The 25,639-nt window shown below is 41.0% G+C and carries 28 protein-coding genes; 19 read left to right on the forward strand and 9 right to left on the reverse strand.

The window, feature by feature from the left end; translation table 11 throughout:
* Positions 1–56: 56 nt before the first annotated feature.
* The 3 genes from GPS65_RS13855 to GPS65_RS13865 are packed head-to-tail and all read left to right on the forward strand — an operon-like array spanning position 57 to position 7,152.
* Positions 57–6,209 (forward strand): SpaA isopeptide-forming pilin-related protein, encoded by a 6,153-nt coding sequence (locus GPS65_RS13855; protein WP_238389103.1) that lies wholly within the window; start codon positions 57–59, stop codon positions 6,207–6,209.
* Between the two features lie 21 nt (positions 6,210–6,230).
* Positions 6,231–6,833, forward strand: a complete 603-nt coding sequence (locus GPS65_RS13860) for a class D sortase (RefSeq protein ID WP_144457452.1) — start codon at positions 6,231–6,233, stop codon at positions 6,831–6,833.
* Positions 6,826–7,152 carry a hypothetical protein gene (locus tag GPS65_RS13865; RefSeq protein WP_144457454.1) on the forward strand — a complete coding sequence of 109 codons (327 nt, stop codon included), beginning with the start codon at positions 6,826–6,828 and terminating at the stop codon, positions 7,150–7,152. The genes GPS65_RS13860 and GPS65_RS13865 overlap by 8 nt, the downstream gene beginning before the upstream one ends.
* Before the next feature lie 53 nt (positions 7,153–7,205).
* Here the strand turns inward: GPS65_RS13865 and GPS65_RS13870 are convergent, their stop codons facing one another.
* The 3 genes from GPS65_RS13870 to GPS65_RS13880 form a co-directional block, all read right to left on the reverse strand.
* On the reverse strand, positions 7,206–7,520 hold the full coding sequence (locus tag GPS65_RS13870; RefSeq protein WP_012009297.1) for a DMT family transporter: 315 nt from the start codon (positions 7,518–7,520) through the stop codon (positions 7,206–7,208).
* On the reverse strand, positions 7,521–7,865 hold the full coding sequence (locus tag GPS65_RS13875) for a DMT family transporter (protein WP_003217798.1): 345 nt from the start codon (positions 7,863–7,865) through the stop codon (positions 7,521–7,523). It lies immediately after the preceding gene.
* 80 nt (positions 7,866–7,945) lie between these two features.
* On the reverse strand, positions 7,946–8,524 hold the full coding sequence (locus GPS65_RS13880) for a TetR/AcrR family transcriptional regulator (RefSeq protein WP_041816172.1): 579 nt from the start codon (positions 8,522–8,524) through the stop codon (positions 7,946–7,948).
* Positions 8,525–8,697: 173 nt separating this feature from the next.
* Here GPS65_RS13880 and GPS65_RS13885 point away from each other — a divergent pair, with 173 nt between their 5' ends.
* From GPS65_RS13885 to GPS65_RS13900, 4 genes are all read left to right on the forward strand, one after another.
* A complete protein-coding gene (locus GPS65_RS13885) occupies positions 8,698–9,246 on the forward strand; it encodes a VanZ family protein (RefSeq protein WP_144457457.1) in 549 nt (182 codons plus the stop codon).
* Positions 9,243–9,707: a DUF6884 domain-containing protein gene (locus GPS65_RS13890; RefSeq protein ID WP_144457459.1), complete on the forward strand. Its 465-nt coding sequence runs from the start codon at positions 9,243–9,245 to the stop codon at positions 9,705–9,707. The genes GPS65_RS13885 and GPS65_RS13890 overlap by 4 nt, the downstream gene beginning before the upstream one ends.
* 150 nt (positions 9,708–9,857) lie before the next feature.
* A complete protein-coding gene (locus GPS65_RS13895; RefSeq protein ID WP_012009302.1) occupies positions 9,858–10,487 on the forward strand; it encodes a rhamnogalacturonan acetylesterase in 630 nt (209 codons plus the stop codon).
* 150 nt (positions 10,488–10,637) lie between these two features.
* Complete coding sequence (locus GPS65_RS13900) at positions 10,638–11,678, forward strand: NAD(P)/FAD-dependent oxidoreductase (RefSeq protein WP_144459726.1); 1,041 nt, start codon at positions 10,638–10,640, stop codon at positions 11,676–11,678.
* A gap of 54 nt (positions 11,679–11,732) precedes the next feature.
* Here the strand turns inward: GPS65_RS13900 and GPS65_RS13905 are convergent, their stop codons facing one another.
* A complete protein-coding gene (locus GPS65_RS13905) occupies positions 11,733–12,062 on the reverse strand; it encodes a YnfA family protein (RefSeq protein WP_144457463.1) in 330 nt (109 codons plus the stop codon).
* A gap of 356 nt (positions 12,063–12,418) precedes the next feature.
* On the opposite strand from GPS65_RS13905, the gene GPS65_RS13910 reads away from it, so the two are divergent.
* The 6 genes from GPS65_RS13910 to GPS65_RS13935 all read left to right on the forward strand — a co-directional run bounded on the left by GPS65_RS13910 (position 12,419) and on the right by GPS65_RS13935 (position 16,269).
* Positions 12,419–12,985 carry an RNA polymerase sigma factor gene (locus GPS65_RS13910; protein WP_012009305.1) on the forward strand — a complete coding sequence of 189 codons (567 nt, stop codon included), beginning with the start codon at positions 12,419–12,421 and terminating at the stop codon, positions 12,983–12,985.
* The gene (locus tag GPS65_RS13915) at positions 12,982–13,728 is read left to right on the forward strand and encodes an anti-sigma factor (protein ID WP_161985440.1); all 747 of its coding nucleotides are present in this window, start codon (positions 12,982–12,984) and stop codon (positions 13,726–13,728) included. The genes GPS65_RS13910 and GPS65_RS13915 overlap by 4 nt, the downstream gene beginning before the upstream one ends.
* A gap of 96 nt (positions 13,729–13,824) precedes the next feature.
* Positions 13,825–14,328, forward strand: coding sequence for a hypothetical protein (locus tag GPS65_RS13920; protein WP_119125677.1), 504 nt, complete (start codon positions 13,825–13,827; stop codon positions 14,326–14,328).
* Positions 14,329–14,416: 88 nt separating this feature from the next.
* Positions 14,417–15,442: a zinc-binding alcohol dehydrogenase family protein gene (locus tag GPS65_RS13925; RefSeq protein WP_119124596.1), complete on the forward strand. Its 1,026-nt coding sequence runs from the start codon at positions 14,417–14,419 to the stop codon at positions 15,440–15,442.
* A complete protein-coding gene (locus GPS65_RS13930) occupies positions 15,439–15,966 on the forward strand; it encodes a YfiT family bacillithiol transferase (protein ID WP_012009309.1) in 528 nt (175 codons plus the stop codon). Before GPS65_RS13925 ends, GPS65_RS13930 begins: the two co-directional genes overlap by 4 nt.
* Before the next feature lie 12 nt (positions 15,967–15,978).
* Positions 15,979–16,269 (forward strand): hypothetical protein, encoded by a 291-nt coding sequence (locus tag GPS65_RS13935; RefSeq protein ID WP_119124597.1) that lies wholly within the window; start codon positions 15,979–15,981, stop codon positions 16,267–16,269.
* Between the two features lie 22 nt (positions 16,270–16,291).
* Here GPS65_RS13935 and GPS65_RS13940 read toward each other — a convergent pair whose 3' ends face one another.
* A complete protein-coding gene (locus tag GPS65_RS13940) occupies positions 16,292–16,771 on the reverse strand; it encodes a MarR family transcriptional regulator (RefSeq protein ID WP_012009311.1) in 480 nt (159 codons plus the stop codon).
* A 168-nt stretch (positions 16,772–16,939) separates the two neighbouring features.
* Here GPS65_RS13940 and mprF point away from each other — a divergent pair, with 168 nt between their 5' ends.
* The 3 genes from mprF to GPS65_RS13955 all read left to right on the forward strand — a co-directional run bounded on the left by mprF (position 16,940) and on the right by GPS65_RS13955 (position 20,954).
* The gene (gene mprF, locus GPS65_RS13945; protein WP_012009312.1) at positions 16,940–19,510 is read left to right on the forward strand and encodes a bifunctional lysylphosphatidylglycerol flippase/synthetase MprF; all 2,571 of its coding nucleotides are present in this window, start codon (positions 16,940–16,942) and stop codon (positions 19,508–19,510) included.
* Between the two features lie 91 nt (positions 19,511–19,601).
* Positions 19,602–20,150 carry a thioredoxin family protein gene (locus GPS65_RS13950; RefSeq protein ID WP_012009313.1) on the forward strand — a complete coding sequence of 183 codons (549 nt, stop codon included), beginning with the start codon at positions 19,602–19,604 and terminating at the stop codon, positions 20,148–20,150.
* Positions 20,151–20,486: 336 nt separating this feature from the next.
* On the forward strand, positions 20,487–20,954 hold the full coding sequence (locus GPS65_RS13955) for a thiol-disulfide oxidoreductase DCC family protein (RefSeq protein WP_012009314.1): 468 nt from the start codon (positions 20,487–20,489) through the stop codon (positions 20,952–20,954).
* A gap of 36 nt (positions 20,955–20,990) precedes the next feature.
* Here the strand turns inward: GPS65_RS13955 and GPS65_RS13960 are convergent, their stop codons facing one another.
* Positions 20,991–22,247, reverse strand: coding sequence for a transcriptional regulator (locus GPS65_RS13960; RefSeq protein ID WP_012009315.1), 1,257 nt, complete (start codon positions 22,245–22,247; stop codon positions 20,991–20,993).
* A 271-nt stretch (positions 22,248–22,518) separates the two neighbouring features.
* Here GPS65_RS13960 and GPS65_RS13965 point away from each other — a divergent pair, with 271 nt between their 5' ends.
* Positions 22,519–23,106 carry a nitroreductase family protein gene (locus GPS65_RS13965; RefSeq protein WP_202914152.1) on the forward strand — a complete coding sequence of 196 codons (588 nt, stop codon included), beginning with the start codon at positions 22,519–22,521 and terminating at the stop codon, positions 23,104–23,106.
* 36 nt (positions 23,107–23,142) lie between these two features.
* Here the strand turns inward: GPS65_RS13965 and GPS65_RS13970 are convergent, their stop codons facing one another.
* From GPS65_RS13970 to GPS65_RS13980, 3 genes are all read right to left on the reverse strand, one after another.
* Positions 23,143–23,298, reverse strand: a complete 156-nt coding sequence (locus tag GPS65_RS13970) for a YfhD family protein (protein ID WP_161985442.1) — start codon at positions 23,296–23,298, stop codon at positions 23,143–23,145.
* Between the two features lie 61 nt (positions 23,299–23,359).
* Positions 23,360–23,470, reverse strand: coding sequence for a YfhE family protein (locus GPS65_RS13975; RefSeq protein WP_017358836.1), 111 nt, complete (start codon positions 23,468–23,470; stop codon positions 23,360–23,362).
* 52 nt (positions 23,471–23,522) lie between these two features.
* Positions 23,523–24,419 (reverse strand): TIGR01777 family oxidoreductase, encoded by an 897-nt coding sequence (locus GPS65_RS13980; RefSeq protein WP_161985443.1) that lies wholly within the window; start codon positions 24,417–24,419, stop codon positions 23,523–23,525.
* Between the two features lie 94 nt (positions 24,420–24,513).
* Here GPS65_RS13980 and recX point away from each other — a divergent pair, with 94 nt between their 5' ends.
* Together recX and GPS65_RS13990 are read left to right on the forward strand one after the other, a co-directional pair.
* Positions 24,514–25,305 carry a recombination regulator RecX gene (recX, locus tag GPS65_RS13985; protein ID WP_161985444.1) on the forward strand — a complete coding sequence of 264 codons (792 nt, stop codon included), beginning with the start codon at positions 24,514–24,516 and terminating at the stop codon, positions 25,303–25,305.
* Positions 25,306–25,308: 3 nt separating this feature from the next.
* Positions 25,309–25,623: a YfhH family protein gene (locus tag GPS65_RS13990; RefSeq protein ID WP_088001663.1), complete on the forward strand. Its 315-nt coding sequence runs from the start codon at positions 25,309–25,311 to the stop codon at positions 25,621–25,623.
* Positions 25,624–25,639 lie beyond the last annotated feature (16 nt).

The raw sequence follows: 25,639 nt of genomic DNA on the forward strand, positions 1-25,639 counted from the left end.
AAGCGGAGTGATTAACTGATTTTTTTATCGTTGTTGAAAATTAATTTTAGAAAAGGGTGGATGTATTGAAAAGAATATTGTCATTGGCTCTCATCGCGGTGTTAGTCATACAGTCTAGTATATTAGGAATTTTGCCTTTAGCAGGGGCACAAGCCAAAGAAAGCCAAGAAAACATTTATGGGGATATTGAGTTTGTTGATAGCGAAGGAAACAAGTTATCAAACATAGAAGATCAGCAAGTTAGAAAGGCAATTGTTCATTGGTCGATTAAAGGAATAGATCTAAAAAAACAATATCCGTATGTTCACACTCTTCCTTCAGCCATACAGGTAGAGAAGGAGCAAAAGGAATCCATTACAGTGGATGGCATCATTGTTGGCGAGTATACTGTTTCAAAACAAAATGAAGTGACGGTCATATTTAAAGAAGATGTTGAGCTTGATCCGAATTTAGAAGGATCAATAGACATCGATGTCACCAGTATAGCTGAGCAAAAAGAAAAAACAAAGCAAAACGAGCATGAAGAAAGCCTTCCAAAAGATGATTCAACCTCATCTGAAAAAGAAGATAAGAATCAAGAAGCCGCTCAAACGAAACAAAGTAATGAAGAGGAATTACTAAAAAACAAAGTGAGCGTATCTAAGCGTGTAGGGCTGCAAAGTGTTTCAAAACAAATGCAGATACAAGAAAATCTCCTCACTGATGCGAAATTAATTTTTGAAGATCAGGAAGGAAATTCAGTTGATAAACCTGACGTCAACTCGCTTATTTCCATTAACTATGAGTGGGCGATCCCAAACGGTCATAGCTATAATGGCGGGGATGAATTCCATTTCAAGGTTCCAGAGGAATTAGTGATTTACGAAAAAATCGATCGTCTTGAGATGAAATTTAATCAGGCAACCATTGGTTATTTTTCTGTAGATGAGAGCGGCAATGCCTCCATCGAATTCACTGATTTTATTAAACAATATTCAAATATCCATGGAACACTTCAAGTATGGACACAATTAGATAAAAAAACTGTGATTACTGAAGAAAAAGAAGTGGTCATTACCCCGATTGAGGGCAAAGATAAGATATCGATCCCGATTCAATACATTCCAAATGGTCCAAACGTCTCGAAAAAGGGAGAACCAAATCGATCTTACAATGCTGAAACCATTCAATGGACAGTCGATTTTAATATGGACTTAGACGATGTGAAACAAGCGAAACTGTTGGATCCGATTCAAGAAGGTCAAGCGTTAAAGAAAGATTCAATCAAGCTTTATCGTGTTGATACAAAACTAAATGGTGAAACATCGATTGGTCAGCTACTTGACAAAAACCACTACACGATTGGCCAAACAGCAGATGGTCAAGATTTCACGATTGAATTTAAAGATGACGTGCATCTCGCTTACCGTTTAATGTATGAAACAGACATTACGAATCAAGACCAGTCTGCGTTTCGTAATAAAGCGTCCCTTGTCTCTGCTGATAAAGTGATTAGTTCAGCAGAAGGAACAGTGAATGTGACAAGAGGCAGTCCTTTAAATAAAAAAGCCGCTCAATACGACCCAGTCACACAAACAATTACGTGGGAAATTCGTTATAACTATAACGAAAAAAAGATTGCTGAAACGGATGCTCTGTTAGAAGACTTCTTTAATGGCACACAGTCGCTGATTACTGATTCATTTCAAGTCAAGGAAGTCACAATTGATCAGAATGGCAAAGAATCAGGAACAAAAGCGTTTGAAGATTATGTGGTTCAACCTCAAAAAAAGGATGAACAAAACGGGTTTACCTTGCAATTCAATCAAGATATTCAATCGGCTTATCTCATCACATATCAAACAAAAGCAACCGAGCGAATTTTCGAAGCTGAAGACATTATCAATACTGTAACAGCTGGCAAAGAGAGCAAACAAGGGAAGCAAAGAATTGACCAGCAAATCCTAACGAAAAATCATGGAACACCGAATTACAAGAACAAGACCATTCCATGGCGTATCATCTTCAACAAAGATCAACAAACCATGAACAACGTGATATTAAAAGATACGTTTACAAACGAAGGATTGACGCTGCAAAAAGATAGTTTAAAAGTGACGACAGGTAATACAGTGCTAGAAGAAGGCACAGATTATCAAATCGTTGAACATGCAAATGGATTTGATATTCAATTTACGAAAGAAATCAAGACAGAACATACCATCACATATACAACGTCTTTTGATTATGAAAAAAGAGCAGATAAAGGTCAAAAGAATTTGCGTAACCACGTAAAGCTTGAATGGGTAAATGAAGATGGCAAGGATTTGACGAAGGAGAATCAATCTGTCTTCACGCCTGACACATACACGCAGTCAAATGGTTTCAAGAATGGAACATATGATGCAAAGAAAAAAGAGATCACATGGAATATCGGTGTGAACTATAACTTGAAACATTTAGAAGAGGCGAAAATCGAGGATTTCATTCAAGGAAATCAGCGTTTGCTTAAAGATTCAATCATCGTCTACTCGCTTGATTTACAAGGCGGGGAAAATGGTGCGGAAGAAAAAGAAGTATTAGGGAAAGAACATTATGACATCAAATTCCTTGAAAATGAAAAGGGAGAATCAGGCTTCGAAGTCATTTTCAAACATGCCATTGATTCCCCATACAAAATCACGTATCAAACAAGTGTTGAAGGAATGGATTTAGTACAGAAAACTTACGAAAATAAAGCGACCCTTTATGATGGAAAGACAAAAGAATCAGATGTGAATGCTGTGGTATCTATTCCAAATGGAGGGAAATACACGAGCAAATCAGGAAATCAACAAGGAAAAGTCATTGATTGGAAACTGAATATCAACTTTGGTCAATCAACAGTCCAAGATGCGACGATTATAGACCATCCGAGCAGTAACCAAGCCATAATAGAAAACTCATTTCATCTGTATTCGACAACAATAGATGAAAAGGGGCAAGTGACCAAAAAGGAAGAGCTGGAAAAAGGGAAGGATTATGAACTAGACCTTGAATTCGATCCAGATTCTTTTCAAATCAAATTTAAAGAAGAAATCACGAGACCGTATATTTTAGAATACCAATCTCTCATTTTAGATAAGGTGGGAAGTACACTTCAAAACGAAGTAACGTTTAGAGGTGAAAATGTAAAAGAAATCAAAAAGGAATCCGAAGCCTCAATTGTGGTCAAACGTACCGCTGGCATGGGAGATGGCACAGGAGCGGTTGGCGCTTTAACCATTAAAAAGGTAGATGCGAGTAGTGGAAAAGCGCTAAAAGGAGCAAGCTTTTCTCTGACTGATGCTGCGAGCGGTATCGTCATTGGAACAAAGACAACAGATGAAGAAGGATCTCTTCGATTTGATCGTCTTCTGTATGGTGACTATATCGTGACAGAAGAGAAAGCACCTGATGGTTATATAAAAACGAAGGAACCGATCAATGTCACGATTGATCAGCCTTACGAATCAGGAGATCAAGCGAAAACAGGAAACAGCATGACGGTTCAAAACCAAGAAATCCGCCAGCATGTCCAGTTAACGAAAAAAGACAAAGAGACGGGTGCGGCATTAGAGAATGCAGAATTTGAACTGAAAAATGAATCTGGAGATACCGTCCAAACCGATTTGAAAACGGACGAAAAAGGAGAAATCCTTTTCAAACATCTTGAGCCGGGTTCCTATTATTTTGTTGAAACAAACGCACCGAAAGGCTATCAATTAAATCAGCAAAAATGGCCGTTCACCATTAAAGAAAATCAAACAGAAACAACGATTGTCACCGCTGTAAATGACATCATCAAAGGCTCTGCTGAATTGAGCAAAATAGGTGAAGGCGGAGAGAGACTAGAAGGTGCACAGTTCAAGCTCTTAGATCAAGACGGACATGAGCTAAAAGGTTCGCTTGTCACAGGAGAAAATGGCAAGATCACGATAAACGAACTAAGACCGGGTACGTATCAGCTCATTGAAACAAAAGCACCTGATGGTTATGTATTAGATGAAACACCCATCACATTTGAAGTACCACTCGATCCAACAGAACCAGTCATCATTTCACAAAAGAACCTATATGAAACAAGTGCATTAGAAGTGATGAAAGAAGGGGAAGATGGTAAGAAGCTTCAAGGTGTTCGCTTTGAAATCACGGATCAAAATGACAAAGTCGTGCGTAAAGATTTGACAACAGATGAAGATGGGAAGCTTTTGGTCGATAACCTCAAACCGGGCAAATATCAGCTTGTGGAGACAGAGAGTATTGATGGGTACCAAAAGAAAAATAAACCTTATCCGTTTACCATCGAAATCGCACAAAAAAAACCGGCAGAGATCAAAGTGATCAATGATCTCAAAACTGGAGCTGTCCAGCTCACGAAGCTCGGTGAAAAGAATGAAGCGCTTGAAGGAGCAGAATTCAAGCTTGTAGATGCAAATGGAAAAGAGATAAAAACAGGTCTCGTCACAGATGAGAACGGGAAGATCATCGTCAACGATCTTAAACCTGGAACCTATCAGTTTGTTGAAACGAAGGCTCCATTCGGTCATGAGCTTGACGAAACACCTGTCACTTTTGCTATGCCATTTAACCCTGAGAAGCTGGTCAGTGTGACAAAAGAAAATAGCCGCACAACTGGCGGAGTGCTGTTACACAAAAAAGGTGAAGATGGGAAATCATTAGAAGGGGTTGTCTTTGATCTATCTGATGCCAAAGGAAAGATTGTGGCAGGAGGAGAAGGGATTACAACCAATCAGGATGGAAAGATTACCTTCACAGGTCTAAAACCTGGAACCTATCAATTTGTTGAAAGAAAGAGTCTTGAAGGCTATGAATTGAGTGAGAAACCACTTGTCTTTGAAGTTGATTTAGGTCAAAAAGAATTGATTCAAGTAGAGGCGATCAATCAACTCAAGAAAGGTTCTGTAGAACTCACAAAAATAGGGGAAGAAAAAGAAAGGTTGAAAGGCGCAGAATTTACCCTTTTCAATGACGATGGTAAAGAATTGATGTCAGGTTTAACAACCAACGAAAAAGGCATCATCACTGTCAACGATTTGAAACCAGGCGCTTACCAATTGGTTGAAACAAAGGCTCCTTTTGGACATCAACTTGATGCAGAACCAGTAGACTTTAAGATTGATTTCAATCCAAATCAACTGGTGAAAGTGACAAAAGAAAATGTTCGGATGACTAGTGCTGTAAAGCTTCAGAAAAAAGGGGAGGATGGTCAGTTGCTCGCTGGCGTGACCTTTGAGCTGATTGATGCCCACGATCAGCGTATAAAGAAAGACTTAAAGACAGACAAAAACGGTCAACTGACAGTCGATCAACTGAAGCCAGGAACCTACCAATTTGTCGAAACAGCAAGCATTGCCGGCTATGAATTGGATCAGACACCTGTGTCATTTACGATTCGTTTAGGTCAAGACAAACCAGCAAAAGTAGAAATGATCAACAAACTGACGCCGGGAGCAGTGGAATTGACCAAAGTCGATGATGAGGGACATACGCTCGAACATGCAGAGTATGCGCTTCTGAGTAAAGAAGGGAAAACGTTGAAGAAATCACTTGTAACGGACCAAAAAGGAAAGATTCATATCAACGATCTAAAACCGGGAGACTATCAATTCGTTGAAACGAAAGCACCTCACGGCTACAAATTGGATGATCAGCCGATCCTGTTTACAATTGAGAAAAATCAGCAGAAGCCACTTCAAGTAACTGCGAAGAATCACTTGATTTTAGGAAGTCTGCGTATCATAAAGGTAGACCAGCAGACAGATAGAACTTTAAAAGGTGCAGCCTTTGACATTCGTACAAAAGCTGGGAAAACCATAAAATCTGTGACAACAGAAGAAGACGGAGAAGCCATTGTTAAAGGGCTTAAACCTGGTGAATATACACTCACAGAGACGAAAGCGCCAAATGGTTATGTAGCTTTAAAGAAACCACTCGCTTTTACAATTCAAAAGGGTGAAGTGGAGATCAAGACATTGATTGTGAAAAATGCTCCAATGAAGAATGAAGTGGACCACACGAATCCTCCAGCTTCAGATAAGGGGGATCAACATCCGCCTCATGATTCAAACTCAAATGGGGAGCTGCCAAAGACTGGGGAAGAATGGCTACGTTATATGATGTATGCAGGGATTTTACTAGTAGCTTCTGGAACTGTTCTTCTTGTTCTTAGAAGAAGAACCATTCAGTAAAAGGAAGGAACGAGTGTATAGATGAAAAAAAGAACCTTATTAGGCAGCTTTTTGGTGGTCGCGGGACTAATGCTCATCTCTGTTCCTTTAATATATGAGTGGCGAACTTCTCAAGAGACAGCAGCAATGGAACAGGCATTAAAGATGATTGAAGAAAATGACAGTGATGCCCTTTCTTCTATTCCACATCTCACTGTGTCAGAAGAAGACCTTCGAGATGTGATGGAGCTAGAGATCCCGTCAATCGATTTAAACGAAAAAGTGCTTCCTGTTACATCAAAAGAAAATTTAGGTATTGCACTGACTCAAATTAAATCTCATCAAATGCCGGGTGAAGGAAATTTCACGATTGCAGGCCATAGAGGGTATAGAGGCGATCGTCTTTTCAGGCAGCTGCCAGAGGTACCGAAAGGAGAAAAAGTCGTCTTACATCATCAAGCAGAAACATACGAATATAAAATTGTCAGCTCAGCTACGATTGAACCGACAGATGTTGATGTACTCAAGGATCGCGGGAAAAATGAACTGACATTGATTACTTGTACTCTTGATGGTCAGAAACGCTTTGTCTTAAAAGGAATACGAATCAATGCTTCAAAGGGTGAGCAACCTTCGGATGTATAACATCAACATAATAGATGATGGGTACGATGGAAAAGCAGCGCTCACGACTGGCATGCTACACCAATTGTTATCAGCACATTATCCAACATTAAAAAATGAACGTTGGGATGTTGATGTAGATACAATTCGGACTTCGCCTATTCTTCATCCTATATTAAAAAGAAAGCTACCAATTGGTATCGAAAAATTCACCTGTGTCTTGTTCACGCAGCAAACAGCCGTTTTTGGAGAGCCTTTGATTGTGTACTTTTTATTAGATGAAAGAGGCGAAACGATTTACGCAATGGATCTCTTGCTCGAGCAGCAGGATACCCATTGAATGAGAAACAAAAAAGGAAGGGGCTTTGATTCCCTTCCTTTTTTGTTATTTAATTATGCAAATAACTTCAGCCCGACGACGCCAATCACAATCAGCAACAAGCTGAGGATACGAATCATGTTTTTCGGCTCTTTAAATAGAATCATATTCAACAAGACAGAACCCGCCGTTCCAAGCCCAATCCAGACCGTATAGGCGACGGATACTTGAACGGACGAGAACGAGGCGTATAAAAACAAAAAGGATAAGGCAAATCCGCCGACAAATAAAATACCTGTCGTGATTTGTTTCTTCTTACTAAACATATTGAGACCAATGGTGCCGCCAATTTCGCAGGCAGAGGCTAATAGTACAAAAAACCAGCCCATTTATACCGCTTCTCCTTTCTGCTCATGTGCATCTCCATCAGACACTTTCAGCCCAATAATCCCGAGAATCAAAATCCCCATAAATAAGAGCTTTTCTAATGAAAACGAACCGCCAAACAGCGCATAATCCATCAAAGACGTACCAATCGTTCCAACTCCGGCAAACACAGCGTACACGGTCCCTGTCGGCAGCTTCTCGCAGGCCTTCATTAAAAAATAAAAATCAACCGGGATCAGGCAAATAATGATCGCCCACTCCCACACCGCATCAGCTCTATTTAAACCAAACACCCAGAGTAATTCGAATAAACAAGTGAGTGCGACATACATCCAGCTTTTTTTCATCGTATTTCCTCCTAAAACTTAAAACTGACGATTCGTCATTTTGAAACCAAAAAAGAGCGTACAGCAAGTGCTGTACTAAGTTAAGATGTCTCTATGCCAAGTGCGTAAAGAAGAAATTGCTTCACCTCTCGCTTTTGAATTAGAACCTCTTCTGTATCTGTTTCTGTAAATAAGTACATTTGCTCAGCAGACGATTCAAGTAAACCGATAATGAATTTGGCTGCATATTGACAGTTCAAATTCGCACGGACCCTTTTGTCCTGCTTTGCTTTTTCTAAAAAAGCAGCGACCCAGTTGTAAATCGGCTCATAAATATCTTCCCATTCCTTTAAATGCTCCGTCGCAGCTAAACCTGAGTAGGTCAGAGCAAGGACGTCACGGTATTGTCTTGTAAAAGAGAAGATGAATTCAACAAGTGCATCTGCTTGATCGAGGACATCCGCATGCTGAGTGAGTTCCTTTTCAATGGCAGGCACCATCTGCGAGATCAGATGTTCTGCAATAGCAGGCATGACAGACAGTTTTGAAGGAAAATATAAATAGTACGTTCCTTGCGCGACTCCTGCTGCTTTCACAATATCCGAAATGGTTGTTTTTTCGATTCCTTTTTCTTTAAACGCGTCAATGGCAGCAAGCATAATCTTTTCTCGTTTCGACATATCATCACCGACCTTAAATGACTGAATGTCAGTCAGTTTATCTAAAAAATGACGATTTGTCAATATGGGTTTCTCGTCATTGAATAGGAGAATAAGTGATGAATAGATGCGGGCAGGCCTGAATAAGCTGTAAATAGGGTCAAGCATTATGCGAGAAAGGGGCAGCTCTCCGTATGACATTCAGTGCGATGTTTTCCATGACTTATTTTCTCTTGCTCGTCCCGCTCTATTTACATATGAGATACAGACAAGCGAAAAAGCAAAAACGATTTATCTATTTACGAACTGAAATCGTTCTTGCCTGTCTGTTTATTTATACGAATGTTTTATTATATTTGACGGTCTTTCCAAATCGATTTTCCGCACCAAGGGATCAAGTGAGTGTCAACCTCATGCCTTTGCAGTCCATTTATCAAAATCTCCATGCCTATCATCACGGCTATCCCAATCTTGTTTTTTTAAATTTGGCAGGGAACATTTTGTTATTTGTGCCACTTGGTTTTTTCCTCTATCAAGCATTCAGAACCTTGCGCTGGCAAAAAGCGATTCTTGCTGGCTTTTTCTTATCAACAATGATTGAAGTGCTTCAATGGGTGTTCTCGCAATCTGGTATGATTACAAGAAGCAGCGATATTGATGATATTCTCTTAAATACACTCGGCACAGTGCTAGGTTGTATGTTGTATCAAATGTATCGACGAAGGAAGGAGAAAATTAAGTGAAGCGAGTTTGTATCATTCCATGTGGGGCGAAGAAAATTTGGGACGTTCAGCCAGAATCAGGGAGCCAGCCGGCGAACCTTGTTTATTTAAGTCCGCTGCATCAGCGTACGAAAAGTTATGCCCAAACGTTCTTTTCAGACTGGCTGATCATATCAGCGAAGCATGGATTCTTAAAGGCAGATGAAATCATTCATGAGAATTATGATGTGGCTTTTGGTATACCGCATGCTGATCAGATAACACGTGAAGGACTAAGTGAGCAATTTCATGAAAAACATCTCACTGCATATGATGAACTAGTGATACTAGGTGGAAAGAAATATCGAAAGGTGATCGATCCTTTATTACTTCCTCATCAGATAGCGATTTATCCCCTAGCTCCATATAAGGGAATTGGCTACATGCTTCAGGCGTTAAAGCAAGCTGTTGAGGCAAAAGTAGAACTTCCGCCGCATATTTAACGTGTTCACATCGACCGGTAAGCAGGGTTTTCATCATCAAAAAGAGAATCAATGAAGTAGCGATGCTGATTGTTTCATATCTTTTCAGCAGCCACTAGGATGTCCGCATCGCTTATAAGAGTGGCTATATGAACAAGGGGGCGTATGAACATGACAACCATCTATTTAGCTGGTGATTCAACTGTTGCATCTTACCCAGATCGTCCTGTTCAAGGAGGATGGGGAGAGTTTTTACATCGCTATACAGCGCAAGACGTGAGCGTCGACAACCGCGCAATCGGTGGAAGAAGCTCAAAAACATTCATTGAAGAAGGACGGCTTGATAAAATATTGGCTGACATTCAGCCTGGGGATTGGCTGTTCACCCAAATGGGGCACAATGATGCTTCAACGGAGAAGCCTGAGCGGCATACAGATCCTTTTACGACATATAAAAGTTATTTGTCACAATATATTCACGGAGCAAGAGCGAAAGGTGCTACACCGCTTTTATTAACGCCAGTCGGTCGCTTTCATGAAAAAGACGGAGAATATATCAACGATTTCCCTGATTACTGTGCCGCTATGAAAGAACTAGCTGATGAAGAAGAAGTCCTTCTTGTCGATTTAAATACGGCAAGCCTTCAGTTTTATCAAATTTCCGGCATAGAGAAAACGACTTCTTACTTTATGTTGTCAACAGGCATAGAGGATCGCACGCACTTTACAAAAGAAGGAGCAGATGCGATTGCAAGACTTGTTTCACTGGAATTAAAAGACCTTGGATTAACGATTGTGTGATGGATGACAGGACGAGAAAGCGCTCGTCCTGTTCTTTTTTGCAGAAAGCTATTGATTCCCTTCGCCAGAGTAGACTACAATAGGTATATATGATAATGAGAATCAATATCACTTAAATAGATCAATCGATGAAAAACTGGAGGGACTCAAATGACAGAACAACTTGAATTGTTTGACGTCACCATTATTGGCGGCGGTCCAGCAGGTATGTACACTGCCTTTTATAGTGGGATGCGGGATTTAAAGACGAAGGTACTTGAGTATAATGAAAGCCTTGGCGGAAAAATCCTACTGTATCCTGAAAAAGTCATTTGGGATGTAGGCGGTTTGCCGCCAACAAGAGGCGAACAGTTGATTCAGCAGCTGGAAACGCAGGCGAAAACATTTGAACCAGAGATCGCACTGAATCAAAAAATCACGTCATTCAAACGAGATGAACATCAGAACATTTTGCTGACGGCTGAAAATGGTGATCGCCATTTGACGAAGACCCTCATTTTAGCGATGGGCCACGGCATTCCTGTCCAGCGGAAACTTGAAATAGAGCATGCAGACCGTTATGAAGTGACAAACCTTTATTACACAGTGCAGGAGCTTAAGACATTTGCAGGAAAACGAGTGGTCATCTCAGGAGGCGGCGACTCAGCGGTTGACTGGGCAAATGCCCTTGTTCCAATTGCAGAAAGTGTCACCGTCGTGCATCGCCGTGACATGTTTGGTGGACATGAGAAAAACGTCGCCAACATGAAGGCATCTTGCGCACGAATTTTAACCCCGCATGAACTGACCGACCTTCATGGTCAAGGTGACAAAATTGATGCGGTCACGATTCAACATTTAGAGACAGGTGAAATCGAACGAATAGAAACAGACGCTGTCATCGTCAATCACGGCATGAAAGGTGATTTGAGCGTGCTATCAGAATGGGGCCTCAAGCAAGGTGAATGGGGACTCATCGAGGTCAATGAAAAAATGGAGACCAATTTACCGGGCGTCTATGCGGTAGGCGATTTATGTACACATAAAAGCAAAGTTCGTTTAATTGCTGGGACATTTGTTGACGGAGTCAATGCGCTCAATAGCGCGAAGCTTTACATCGAACCAGAAGCCGAAAAAGTGGCGTATGTTTCTTCTCATAACGAACGCTTTAAAGAGAAAAACAAAGAATTACAAACGGTTGGTGCTCGTTAAAAAATAATCTCATAAAAAGTGCTGCCCATATGTGGCAGCACTTTTTATATGAGGCTATGAATGGCGAGGTGCAAATAACATCACACTGACCCCGGCTAAACAGATCAAAGCACCCATCCAGTCGTAGAGATCAGGCGTTTTTCGATCGACCCACCAGCCCCAAAACACAGCAAGAACCACAAACACACCGCCATAGGCCGCATAAACCCGTCCGAACGTCGGGAACTGCTGGAAGGTAGGAATGACCCCATAAGCGACGAGGATGAGGCTGCCGGCGATCCCCAAGCTAATAGGTTTTGCTTCACGCAGCCAAAGCCACACGAGATAGCCGCCGCCAATTTCTGCTATTCCTGCTAATAAAAAAAGAACGATCGTCAACATCATGTAAGACACTCCAATTCAATTCGTTACCTTCTATTATGACATGTTGAAAAAATGCGTTCTACTTCATTTACATTGTGATGGGGACGAGAGTTTGCTAGAATCAACTGGACAATGATTGGAAACACATGGATTCTTGACTTTTTGGAAATAAATGATCCAAATGACGTTTCTTTTCGTAAAGTAAGTACATTCTCATGAGGAGCACACTTCCTTTTTCGGCGCTCTTTTTTTCTCCTTGAAAAAAGAGTAAAGTACAAAGTAGGCTTATTTCAGTAAATCAAGTGATAAGCAATACGTGAAGGATTTCATGATGAATGGCAGCATGCTCTTTCTCATGAAAAAGGAAGGAGATGACCATGGATACACTGAAAGATTCTGAGCTGTATCACAAGATCAAAATTGATCGTCACAAGCCTTCGCTTGAAGTGCTATATGATCGCTATGAACGTGTGTTATATTCGTTTATTTATAAAATGACTGGAAGCCGTGAGCTTGCGGAGGAAGTGCTTCAAGAAGTCTTTATCAAGCTCTGGCGCGGGATAGGAGAATATCATACGGATAAAGGTAAATTCTCCTCGTGGTTATTCATGATGTCACGCAACACAGCCATTGATCTCCTAAGAAAGAACAGGAACGAAACGGCACTAGAAGATGAGCATATTGAATATTTAGCCGATCATCAAGAAGATGTATCAAAGGAAGTCGAATGGAACGAGGAAAAACAAATTATACGTGAAGCAGTATCTACATTGTCAAAAGAACAGCAAACCATCATAGAAGATGTCTATTTTAAAGGAATGACACAAAAAAGTATTGCTGAAAAGCTAGGCATCCCCATTGGAACGGTGAAGGGAAGGGTTCGATTGTCATTGAAGCACTTACGGACGAGACTGTCTCGCGGAGGAAAGGAGGAAGAGGCATGACTCAGTGTAAACATCAAGTGATTGATTATTTCAACGGACATATCCAAGGAGAAGAAAAAGCACAATTTGAAGAGCACCTCAAGAACTGCTCAGCTTGCAAAGAAGAGCTTGAAGAATTGACATCGCTCATGTCTGACATTCCATTTCTAGCAGTTGACCAAACACCTCCGGCAGGGATGAAAGACCGTATTTTATCCAAGGTGTTTGAGGAAGAGACAGTCGAAGAAAAGAATAGCCATAGGAAAGAGTTCAAGGCAGCACGTGAACAAAACGAGATCAAACCACTACAAAAGAAACGAAATCAATGGCTCTTGCCGCTCGTTGCCGCACTGCTTCTCATTTCAGCAGCTGGAAACGTGTATTTCTTATCGAATGGAAAAGAACAGGCGGAAGAACCTGTCAGGGTTGTAGCGACAAAATCACTGGCATCAGCCGCATCACCAAAAACAACGGGTGCTTTCTCAGTGATTGAACATAACGGCAAAAAAGAGTTGGTTGTGAGTGCAGATGGATTAAAGGATCAGCTTGATTCATCTGCTGTTTATCAAGTGTGGCTCATTAAAGGCGATCAGCCGATACCAGCTGGTGCCTTTAAAACAGATAACAAAGGAGAAGGAACCGTCACCTATGCGTTATCTGAAAAAGAAGCGAGCGAATCATGGGATACCGTGGCAGTCACTCTTGAACCAAAAAAGGATAACAAGCTGCCGCAAGGACCTGTCGTACTAAGCGCTGCTTTTTAAATATGATTCAGGAAGGATGCCTTTTTGGCATCCTTCTTTGATAGGCAGAGGGAACTTTTTGGTAGATCAGACGTAGTACATATGGAGGTGAAACAGATGAAACCATACATAGAAAAAGAACTATTTCTCTTAGCAGTGAGACACGCATGTGTTGCCATTTATTTTCTTGTCATCCCATTTTTGATCCCATTCTTTTATCGCCCATCTCTTTTATTCATTACGCTCATTGCCCTTTTTATTACTCATAACTTAGCCGAAAGTATCATTTGGTTTTATAAATCGAGAAAGGTCAGAAAGCACCAGTCTGGTGATCTATCGAAACGAGGACATGTCTTGACCGAGATCGCACAAAGGCTTGAACAGCTGATGATGATCAGTTTTGTGGTGTTTTTTATCAACGAATGGATACAGGGGATAGCAGATATGTCTAACCTCTTCTTCATTACTTTTTTCTACATCATTGTTTTCCTGCAACACATCCAGTTTTATTACGTTCAGCTATTCTTTAAATCCAAAAGCTGGTTCTCTTATGTTCCTTCATGGCAAAAGGCACGCCCTTCTTATATAGCTAGGGAGCGAAAGGCTTTGAAGAGTTCTTAATGTGCATTCACTCGTTTGATTACCTATAAACATCAGAAAATTATGATAAAATGTGGAAAAGAAGCATAGAGAAAGGGAGTGCAAGCGAGTGAAAGCTGTTGGACTATTGGAGTACTTACCGATCGAGCATGAGCAAAGCTTGGTGGATCAGGAAGTTGAAAAACCTAAAGCAGCGGGCAGGGATATACTGGTGAAGGTTGAAGCTGTGTCAGTGAATCCAGTGGATATGAAGGTGAGATCACCGAAGGATCAGAAGGAAGAAAAACTGAAAATTCTTGGCTATGATGCAAGTGGTACGGTTGTTGAAGTCGGCGAAGCGTGTACTTTATTTCAGCCAGGTGATCATGTGTATTATGCGGGAGATATCACGCGTCAAGGTTCAAATAGTGAGTATCAGCTTGTGGATGAACGGATAGTGGCAAAAAAGCCTGCTAATCTCTCATTTGCAGAAGCAGCCGCGATGCCTCTGACAACGATTACGGCATATGAAGCGTTATTTGAACGGATGCATATGAAGCGAAATGCAGAAGGGGCCACATTGCTCATTATCGGCGGTGCAGGCGGAGTAGGTTCTATCGCCATCCAACTAGCCAAATTAGCAAATGCCACTGTGATTGCCACCGCATCAAGACCTGAAACAAAAGAGTGGTGTCTGTCATTAGGTGCTGATCATATCATTGATCATCATGAGCCGCTTCTTGCGCAGCTTCAGGAAAAAGGAATAGGAGAAGTGGATTTCATTTTATGTCTAAATGATACAGACGGACATTTCAAAGGCATGGCAGAAGCGATCAAACCGCAAGGAACGATCTGTACCATTGTCGAGAATCAGCACAACTTAGACATTCAATTACTCAAAAATAAAAGTGCTGCATTTGTATGGGAGTTTATGTTCACACGCCCTATGTACAAAACAGCGGACATGATCAAACAGCATGAGCTTTTAACAGAAGCTGCTGAGTTATTTGAACAGGGGTCATTGACGCATACGTTAACAAAGATTCTCAGTCCGATCAATGCCGCTCATTTAAAGCAGGCACATCAAACCCTTGAAAAAGGAAAGATGATAGGTAAATTTGTACTAGAAGGATTTGAGAAAGGGGGGAGTGTATGACGTCATTACAATACCCGATTGGCTTATATGGACCGGTTGAAAATAAAACAAAGGAACAGCTAGAGGCATGGATTGATCAGTTAGCTGAGATTCCACAACAATATGAAGCGGTCACCAATCAATTGACAGATGCTCAGCTGGATACACCCTATCGGACTGGAGGATGGACCGTCCGTCAGCTCATTCATCACGTAGCAGACAGTCATCTAAATGCCTACTTACGATTCAAGCTTGCGCTCACAGAAGAAACACCGCACATCCGTCCATATGATCAGGCGGGATTCGCCGAGCTTCCAGATAGCAAAGCACCTATCAGCCTATCACTGCCCTTCATCAGCAGTCTGCATCGCAGGTGGGTGACATTACTTAGAGGGATGACAGCGGAAGACTTCACAGCGTCTTATTATCACCCAGCCGATCAACAAACGGTGTCCTTATATGACGCAACAGGAATGTACGTCTGGCACTCAACGCATCACCTTGCCCATATCACGGAATTAATCAAAAGAAATCAATGGAATTAAAGGAGTAAACACATGTCTGGGAGAAGAATTGTCGGCGCCATGTTTATTTGTATGGCAGCATTGTTTTATTTAGCAAAATATGTTCTTTTCGAGCTTCATTATTCTGGAATGAGCTTTGATGAAGATGTAAATAATTTTCAACTTCTAGAAGAGGTGCTGCCTGGCGGTACGTGGATCAGCATTCTATTTCTCATCATCGGGTTAGCCTATCTTTTATGGGATGACAGAGTCGTTCTTCAAAAAACCTTCATCCTCTCAGATAAACAAGTAGAAGAAGAACTAAAAAAGACGGATCTCAAGTGACCGTCTTTTTTTCTTTACATGTTTAGCCGCGTTCAGGACGCAGTGCTTTTTCTAAAATAGCCAGCCCTTCGTTGACTTTTTCTTTTTCCCCGTCATTGAGCCGTTGCAGGGAGTTTTTGATTTTTTCGTGTCCTTTTTGATAAATGCTTCTGAAAATATTTTTCGCTTCTTCAGTTAGTTCGACGACAATGATTCTCCGGTCACGCTCAGAGTGCTTTCGTTCAACAAATTTAGATTGTTCTAACCGGTCAAGCAGACCTGTCATATTGGACAAAGAAGCGCCCATTTTTTCAGCGATTTCGGATACCTTGAGAGAGCCATGGTTATTGAGCAGCATGAGCACCTTCATTTGAGGCATACTCATATCGAGCTTCATCCATTCTGACACATCTCCAAGACCTGCAGCTGTGAGTACTTTCATATAAAGCACCCATGTCTTTTTTTCCTCTGGAGATAGAATCTCTTCTTTTAATACGGTGGTGTCATGAATATTATATTCCACGCTTGTTCACTTCCTTTAAGCGGCTCTTTTCTCTATATTACTGATTTTTACTTCTAATTGAAAGATTCGTCAAGCTTTTGAATGTTAAACTGCATGAATCAAGTGGTATTTGTTGTATAATAATGGTCAGTCGAAATAAATGAAGCAACTTAGAAAGTTGGGAAAAACATGTGGAACAAAAAAACGGGTATGACGATCTTAAAAATGCTTTTTCCGATCGTGATTATCCTTGTCTTAATTTTTGTCGCCAAGAAGGAACTGAGCGGCCTTTCCATTAAAAAAACGTTTTATATCATTGACAGCTTGAATCGAATGGACTTGTTTATTCTTGTCTTTCTTGGTCTTGTCGCAGTGTTATCTATGTCCTTATATGATTTTATTTTACGAAAAAGCCTGAATATGCCGATTAGCGGCTGGAAAACGATTCGCATTTCTTGGATTGCGAACTCCTTCAACAGTGTCCTTGGGTTCGGTGGTTTATCAGGAGCAGGGCTTAGAACACTTCTATACAAGGAGTACATAACCGACACGAAAAAACTACTCAAAGGCATTGCCCTTTTGACCTCCTCTGTCCTTTTGGGCTTATCTATTTTCAGCGACCTGATCTTGGTGAGGGTGCTTCCTGTTGAAAGTATTATCAGCCAAGAGCCGTGGCTATGGGCCTTTGTGATTATCTTTGCCTGTATCGTGCCCATTTACATTATTATGGCATCCATTCGAAAAAGCTCGATTGAGGGCGGTGAAAGCGGACTGAAGCATCCGATTTACGCTTACATCGGTGCATCGTTTTTAGAATGGCTGGCAGCTGGTCTCGTTATGTATATGGCTGTGGTCTCTATGGGGATGAATGTCGATGTTCGGATTGTTTTAGGTATATTTGCGATTGCGTCAATTGGCGGTTTAATCAGTATGGTTCCGGGCGGATTTGGTTCTTTTGATCTTATCTTTTTACTGAGCATGCAGTACATTGGGTTTGATAAAGAGATGGTACTGACTGCGCTCGTTTTGTACCGCTTCGTGTACTCGATCTTCCCGTTTATCCTAGGGCTTTGTCTAGCTGCTTACGATTTAACGGGAACGACGCTTAGACGTCTTGAAGGCAATCCGAGAATGGCACCAGCCGTAGAAACAACGAACGTCTTAATTGTGTTGCACCGTGCTTTATTAATCCGTTTATTGTACGGATCACTATCAATTTTAACCTTCGGAAGCGGCTTGCTTATTATGGCGTCTGTTGTCCTTCCTGTCGATCGATTAGGCGTGATTACGAGTATTCCACGCTTTTTGTTATCAGGTTTTAATGGTCTTTCTTTAATGTTCGGCATTATCCTGATGGTTTTGTCCATTGAAGTGTATAAACGAACGAAAAGATCGTACGTGCTAACAATGATCGCCCTAGCAGGCGGCTTTGTGTTTACTTTGTTAAAAGGATTTAACCTGAGTCTGATCTTTATATTGCCAGTCATCATGGCTGTATTTTTCTCTCTTCGAAATCAATTTGTGAAGCAGCAGGCCCCTTATTCGTTGTATCAGTTTGTGGCGGCTGCCGCTGGTTATTTACTCGTGCTATTTAACTATAATGTCATCGGCAACTTTATTTGGACCAAAATTGGGCATTTCTTGAGTAAGGATTACCTTGTGCATAATGAACGGCATATCACAATGACAAGCATGATTGCGCTCATCGGTGTACCGCTTTTCTTCTTCATTAGTAAATTGATTTTTAATAAAAAAGCATTTCCGATTGGAGAAAAAGCAGATGAGGAAAAATTAAAAACATTTTTAGAAGAAAAGGGTGGCAATGCCCTTAGTCATCTTGGCTTTTTAGGCGATAAAAAATTATTTTTCTCAAGTGATGGAGAGGCGATGCTTCAATTTGGGCGCATTGGCCGCTGCGTCATTGTGCTCGGAGATCCTTCTGGGCGTAAAGCATCCTATCCACTTGTGCTAGAAGAGTTTTTACAGCAGACAGAAAAAGCAGGCTATCGCGTCGCTTTTTATCAAGTAGAACGGGAAGGGATGGCGCTCTACCATGACTTAGGCTTTCATTTCTTTAAGCTTGGAGAAGAAGCCATGGTCGATTTAGAAACGTTCTCTCTCTCCGGTAAGAAAAAATCAAATTTACGGGCTGTGGCCAATAAGTTTGAACGAGAAGGCTATACGTTTGACATGCTGGAACCGCCTTTTTCAGACGAGTTCATCTCAACGTTAAAACAGATTTCTGATAGCTGGCTCGGAAAGAAAAAAGAAAAAGGATTTTCGCTCGGCTATTTTCAAGAAGATTATCTTCAAAAAGCACCAATTGCGATCCTGAAGGATGAACAAGGGGAGATCATTTCTTTTGTGTCACTTATGCCGATGTATCAAGAAGGGGAGATATCCATCGACCTGATGCGTCATATGCATGATGCACCGAACGGGATGATGGATGCGCTGTTTATCCACCTTTTTCAATGGGCGAAAGAAAAAGGCTACAAATCCTTTAACATGGGAATGGCGCCTCTATCAAATGTAGGAACATTTCATCAGTCCTTTCTCACGGAGCGTTTGGCGAGTGTTATTTTCAACAACGTCAGATTTATGTACAGCTTCAGCGGATTACGCTCGTTTAAACAGAAATATAAACCTGAATGGCGCGGAAAATATTTAGCGTATAAAAAGAATACATCATTACCTGTCACAATGGTGCTTGTCACCAAGCTGATTGGGATGGACCCAAATCGCAACCGGCGTCCATAGATCAAAAACCTTTACCTTTCACTAGGTGAAGGTTTTTTTAGACAAAAGAATAGCAAAAGTGGTAAAGTTGAAGAGTAAGGGGGATGTAAATATGACATTAAATGAATGGTTTAAAAAGGGATTAACTGAACGTACATATGTACACAACATGGAGAAAAATCGAGAAAATTTACTCACGGTGTACAACCAGTACGCAATTCATCAAAAAGAAAAAGAGTTGCTTCAAAAGTTGCAAAAGAAAAAGCTCAGAGCGCTTGTCATTACAGCGGACTGGTGTGGAGATGCGATGGTCAATGTACCAATTTTCATGCGTATCGCAAGTGAAGCACTCATTGATTCGCGCTATTTCATTCGGGACGAGCATCTAGATCTGATGGATCAGTATTTAACGAACGGGACCGCAAGATCGATTCCGATTATCGTGATCATTGATCAGGACGGAAATGAAGTAGGTAAGTGGGGACCACGCTCAACTGATGCACAGCGCTTTGTTGATGAGAAAAAACCAGACAAGGATGCACCTAATTTTGAGGAAGCTTTTCAAGTATTTGCGAAAGAAGCCGCACATCACTATACGACAGATCGTTACTTATGGAAAGATATTGAGAAAGAAATAGTAGAAGTTTTGGAAAAAATATAAACCAAAAGACTACTTCGCCGCAACGGGAAGTAGTCTTTTTTTATCTTGTTTTTGCGTCTCACCTACAAAACACCGCATAAAGATGTAGAAAAACCGCAGAATTCTACCGAAAACCGCAGAAAACCGCAACGCATCACGATTTTCCCAACCATTTTTAGTTGAAAAACCTCATATGTGCCATGAAAACCTCAATTTTGCCCTTATCTAAAGGCTCATATAACGCACGTTGGTTTGCTTTTTCCCAATACAAGAGGCCCAGCAACTATAGTAATCTAGTTGTAATCTCCTTTGAACGAACTAAAAAACAAATGACGGAAAAGGGCTGGCGATCAATCTATGAAAAAAATCATTTATCTCGATCAAGAAAAAAAGAAGCTCGCTGAATCGAAAAAAAGAGAACAGCGTTCCATCAAATCACTTAGACTGCTTGTGTTTTATGACGGGCAAAGCCCTTCATGTGCAAAAGCGATGGACTTGTTGAAAGCTCTCGACTGGAAGAACCGTATTCATTTCGAATCCTTTCGACACTCGCAGCTGCTCAAACTGAACAAAATAAGTGAAGAAAAGGCAGAAAAGCGAATCGTGTCAATTGCATTAGCCAAAAACCAAAAAAACTCAGGGATCTATACATTGCTGAAAATTGCTTGCAATATCCCTGCATTATGGGGAACGATCCCATTCATTGTACTCAGCATCTGGTTAGGCTTTGGTCAGCATGCGTACGATTACTTTGCGAAAAAACGGTATGTTCATTCAGTCAAACAAGTCACCCGTCCTGATACAGATCAACAGAAGACCATTTAATGAATAAGAAAAGCATGACCTTCGATCGGCAGAAGGTCATGCTTTTTTGTAATAGGGGACGTATGATGCAAGATGTTGAAGTAGCGTTCTCGTGTAGGACATAAACGCATGCTCATCAAGTTCAGAAGCCGCATAGGAAAGCAAAGTTCTAAGAGCAAACAAGTACTCACTGTGTAGCTCATTGTGTTTAAAGTAAGGTAGGGCTGCTTCGATCAAATAGGTTTTCAAATCAAGAGGATTTTCCTCAATCATCAATTTATAGATTTTGATCATATATAAACAGTTTGGCTGAATACGAGGCTGTTTTAACAGCTCATGTATGTAGGGAAGTGCCTTTTTGCGGTCGTATTCAGCATATAATGTCGCAATTTCATAAAGAGTTTCACAATAACGGTCTTCTATCTGTTCTTGATTAAAGTAATTGAGTGAATCTAGTAAATATGGCACAGCTGAAGAGAAATCACCTTCCCGTTTTAAGAGCACGCCGTAATAAAAATAAGCGGTCATTTTAATATAGGCATCAGGATAAAGGGATGTGTGCAAAATCACTTCTTTTAAATATTTCTTCGCCGTTTGAAAGGCTTTTAGTTCCAGTGAGATCACGCCATGAATGAGTGTGCAGTGAATAATCCGTTTGAAATTGTTCTTTTGTCTATATAAATCCATCGCTTGATGGGTTGCTTCAAGCGCATCACCAAGTTGTCCCATGTTTCCAAGTGCTTTTGCATAGTGATAATACAGGTCACTTTGTTCAACAGACGCGTAAGAAAAGCAGCTCTCAAGTTTCTTTATGCCTTCTTCAAGCTGACCATTTTGAATAAGATGAATGCCATCTAGATATTCAAATATCTCTTTTTCCGTTTCAATAAAGGTTTTTTCAAACTTTTTAAGCACGCGGTGTGTTTTTAAGGCAAGCGGCTGCTTGTCCGATAATAAATAAAATTGAAATAAGGACAAATGATACTGAATGCCTAAATCGAGCGAAAAGAACTGTTCCTCATGCTGAATGATCATTTCTGCATTTTGTTCAGCTTGATCGAGTGCATAGAAATACATATTCATTTGAAACTCATCCAAGAGTGACAGCAGATGACGCGCCTTTTGTGACAGCGTTTCTTGACTGATGCCAAGTCGTTCTAGCAGTAAATTGATCGTATCTTGATTGGCCTCCTTTGAGCCATTTTCGATTTTACTTAAATGAGAGACAGAACAAATTCCTTCTGCCAATTCAGATTGGGTCATATTTTGTTTATACCGGTAGAGCTTAATGATTTGCCCGATATTGATTTTCATTCCATCCAGAAGCCTCCCTTCCAATCATGGGTTGAAAGCCTTTTGACAAAAAAACGAATTAGACAAAATGGGAATACCTGAAATCATTTCATCATCTTGGTTTTTTTATCAAAATTTGTTTAAAACGTAATATGATTGTAACATTACTTGAAAAACTCAAACAACTTTTTAGCAGACGGGAGGGGAAACACCATTTGCAACTGTACGAAATGATGTTTATAATGTGAATGAGAATCAATTTCAATTAAGATTGATTGAAAGGATGACACATATGCCAGAAATCAAACAAAAAACAGAAGCGTTAACGGTACGAGACGCTGTCAGATATAGACGATCCATTCGGAAATTTAAAGAAACGCCGGTGACCATCGAGCAGCTTCAGCCGTTATTAGAGGATGCAGTCTATGCACCGAATCATAAAATCACGGAGCCGTGGCGCTTTCTATATGCGGTGACGGATGAAGCGAAAGCAACATTTGTTGAACGCTTCATTGCGTTCTTCAAGCGCAACAACCCAGATGCAAAGGAAGAAAAGATCAATCAATATAGAGATTACTTTTCAAAAGTTCCAGCCCTTTTACTTGTGGTGTTAAAAGAAGACGAGAACCCAGTGGTGAGAAATGATGATTTTGCCGCTGTGAGCGCACTCATTCAAAACTTCCAGCTGCTTGCTTGGGATCAAGGAATCGGTATGGTCTGGAAGAGCGGCCGCATCTTATACGACAAAGCCTTTCAACAGGACATGGGCTTAAAGGAAAACGAGCGATTTGCTGCCATCCTTCATATTGGTTATCCAGAAGAGGTGCCTGAGGAAAAATCACGTCAGAAAGCATCAAGTCTTCTTACAGAAATTAAATAAAAGAAAAGCAGACCGCTGTAGGGTCTGCTTTTTTACTTATTGTTTTTTGGCGCGCTGGTCGGCTGCTTTCATACGTGCCATTGCTTTTACGTCATTCGGATCTGCAAGTTCTTTGGAAAATTCAACATATTCGCCATCCGATTCTTGTGCTGCAAGCTCTTGGTTGGTTTTTTGGTGTTGGTCTTTTTTCAAAGCCTTTCCCTCCTTTACAAGATCACTTTAGTTATGTGCTTGTTGGAGTGGAATATCCATCTTATTTGTTTCTTTTTTCTGCTGCTCTTTCCGCTTTTTTGAATTCTTGCTGATACAGGACTTCCTGGGTTTTCTTCAGCTTTGAAGTTGGCTGGTGTTCTTTTTTCTTCATCAAAATCGCCCCCTCATCTCATTTTTAATAGGATGGGTGTTTTTGACAACATTTATTCCTTTGAATGCAAAATCGCTTCTTTTAATTCAGGATGCAAAAAGTCATAAGAAGAAAGCAATGCCTTCTTCGGCAGCGCACGCTGACCTTCTAAAACAAGTAATGACATTTCGCCAAGTGCCGTTCGAATGACAAAGGATGGGACCTTCAGCCAGTGAGGGCGGTGAAGGGCAGATGCAATCGTTTGTCCGAGCTGCTTCATTTGAACAGGATTCGGTGATGTGACATTGAGTGGACCTGAGATGTCGACATTGTGTATGGCATAAGCAATGAGGTGTGCTACATCTTCGACATGAACCCATGAAACCCATTGCGAGCCGGAGCCAATCGTTCCGCCCGCAAATAGTTTATATGGCAGTGTCATCAGTGGCAGTGTCCCTTTTTCTCCTAATACGACGCCGAAGCGTGTGTAGACCGTACGAATGCCGAGTGCTTCAATCTTTTGCCCCTCAGCTTCCCAAAGTTTAGATGTATGACTTAAGAAATCAGTATCCGCAGGAGGTGATTCCTCTGTAAAATCTCCTGTTAGAGACGTGCCATAAATGCCGACAGCACTTGCTTGAATGAGCACAGAAGGTTTCGATTCATGCGCTTCTATAATGCGTCTCACTTCTTGTGTGGATTGAATACGGCTAGAGAGAATGCCTTCTTTTGCCTTGTCTGTCCAGCGGGTGAAAATGGATTTTCCAGCAAGGTTAATCCAGACATCAATCGCAGGCAATTCATGCTCAGGCGCAGCACCTTCTGTCAGCCACTGCACATAGTGTAAATGATTTTGTTCGGATTCCTTTGCATTTCTTGTTAAAATATATAGATGATGTCCTTCAGCAGCGAGCACTTTCATGACGTGCTGCCCGATAAAACCGGTTCCTCCGGTGATGGCGATATTCAATTGACATCTCTCCTCTCATATACATACCTATATCTTTCACGATTTTGAATCAGAAGAAACATCCTGACTGTTTGAAAAAAGGAGTGATTACAGGATGCCCTATATTACAAAAATCTCCGCTCAGAAAAACAATACAGAGCGGGTGAACATCTTTCTTGATGAAAAGTACGCCTTTAGCGTGGATCTAGATGTGCTCGTCCAGCACGATTTGAAAAAAGGAAAAGAACTGGACGAAGCCGATATCATTGACATTCAATTCGGTGATGCTGTCAAAAAAGGATTTCAGCAGGCCGTCGATTATTTATCCTACCGAATGAGATCAGTGAAAGAAGTCACCGATTATTTGACGAAAAAAGAAATCCCGGCACCTGCCATTAGTGAAATTATACACAAATTAAAGCATTACAAGTATGTAAATGATCTCGAATTTGCAGAAGCTTATGTCAGTACTCACCGTAAAACGAACAGCAAAGGGCCATCCGTTCTGATAAAAGAGCTAAAGCTCAAAGGAATAGAGGATGACCACATTGAACAAGCACTATCGCAATATCCTGATGACTTACAGCTGGAGGAGGCTGTGAAGCAGGTTCAGAAGCTTGTGAGAAAAGAAAAAAATCGTTCCACAAAAGAAATCGAGCAGCGCATCAAACTGCAGCTGCAACGAAAGGGATTTTCGTTTGAGATCATTGATAAAGCCCTTCAAGAAGCCTATGATGGACAAGAAGAGGAAAAGGAAGAAGAAGCACTCCTTTATATGATGGAGAAGGCAAAACGCAAGGTAGGATACGACGGATCATTTGAAAAGAAGATGAAGGTGAAGCAATTTTTATTCAGAAAAGGCTTTGATCTCGACACAATTGATCACGTTTTAGACAAAGGGGAATGACAGATGGACAAACGTTATAGTGAGATGACGGAATACGAATTGAAGCAAGAGATTGCCTCTCTTTCTGAAAAAGCACGAAAGGCTGAGCAGCTTGGCATTGTGAATGAATATGCCGTCTTAGAACGGAAAATCGATATGGCCAAAGCCTACTTAGTAGATCCAGCCTTGATTCAAACCAAAACGACCTATCAAATTAAAGATACAGACGAAGCGTTTTATGTGGAATATTTAAATGGTGTATTTGCGTGGGGATATAGACTATCAGCTCCAAATAAAGAAGATGCCCTGCCGATTTCAATGCTGACGAAAAAGGACTGATCCGAGAGATCAGTCC

This window comes from Bacillus pumilus, from assembly GCF_009937765.1.
GTDB classification, from domain to species: Bacteria; Bacillota; Bacilli; order Bacillales; family Bacillaceae; genus Bacillus; species Bacillus pumilus_O.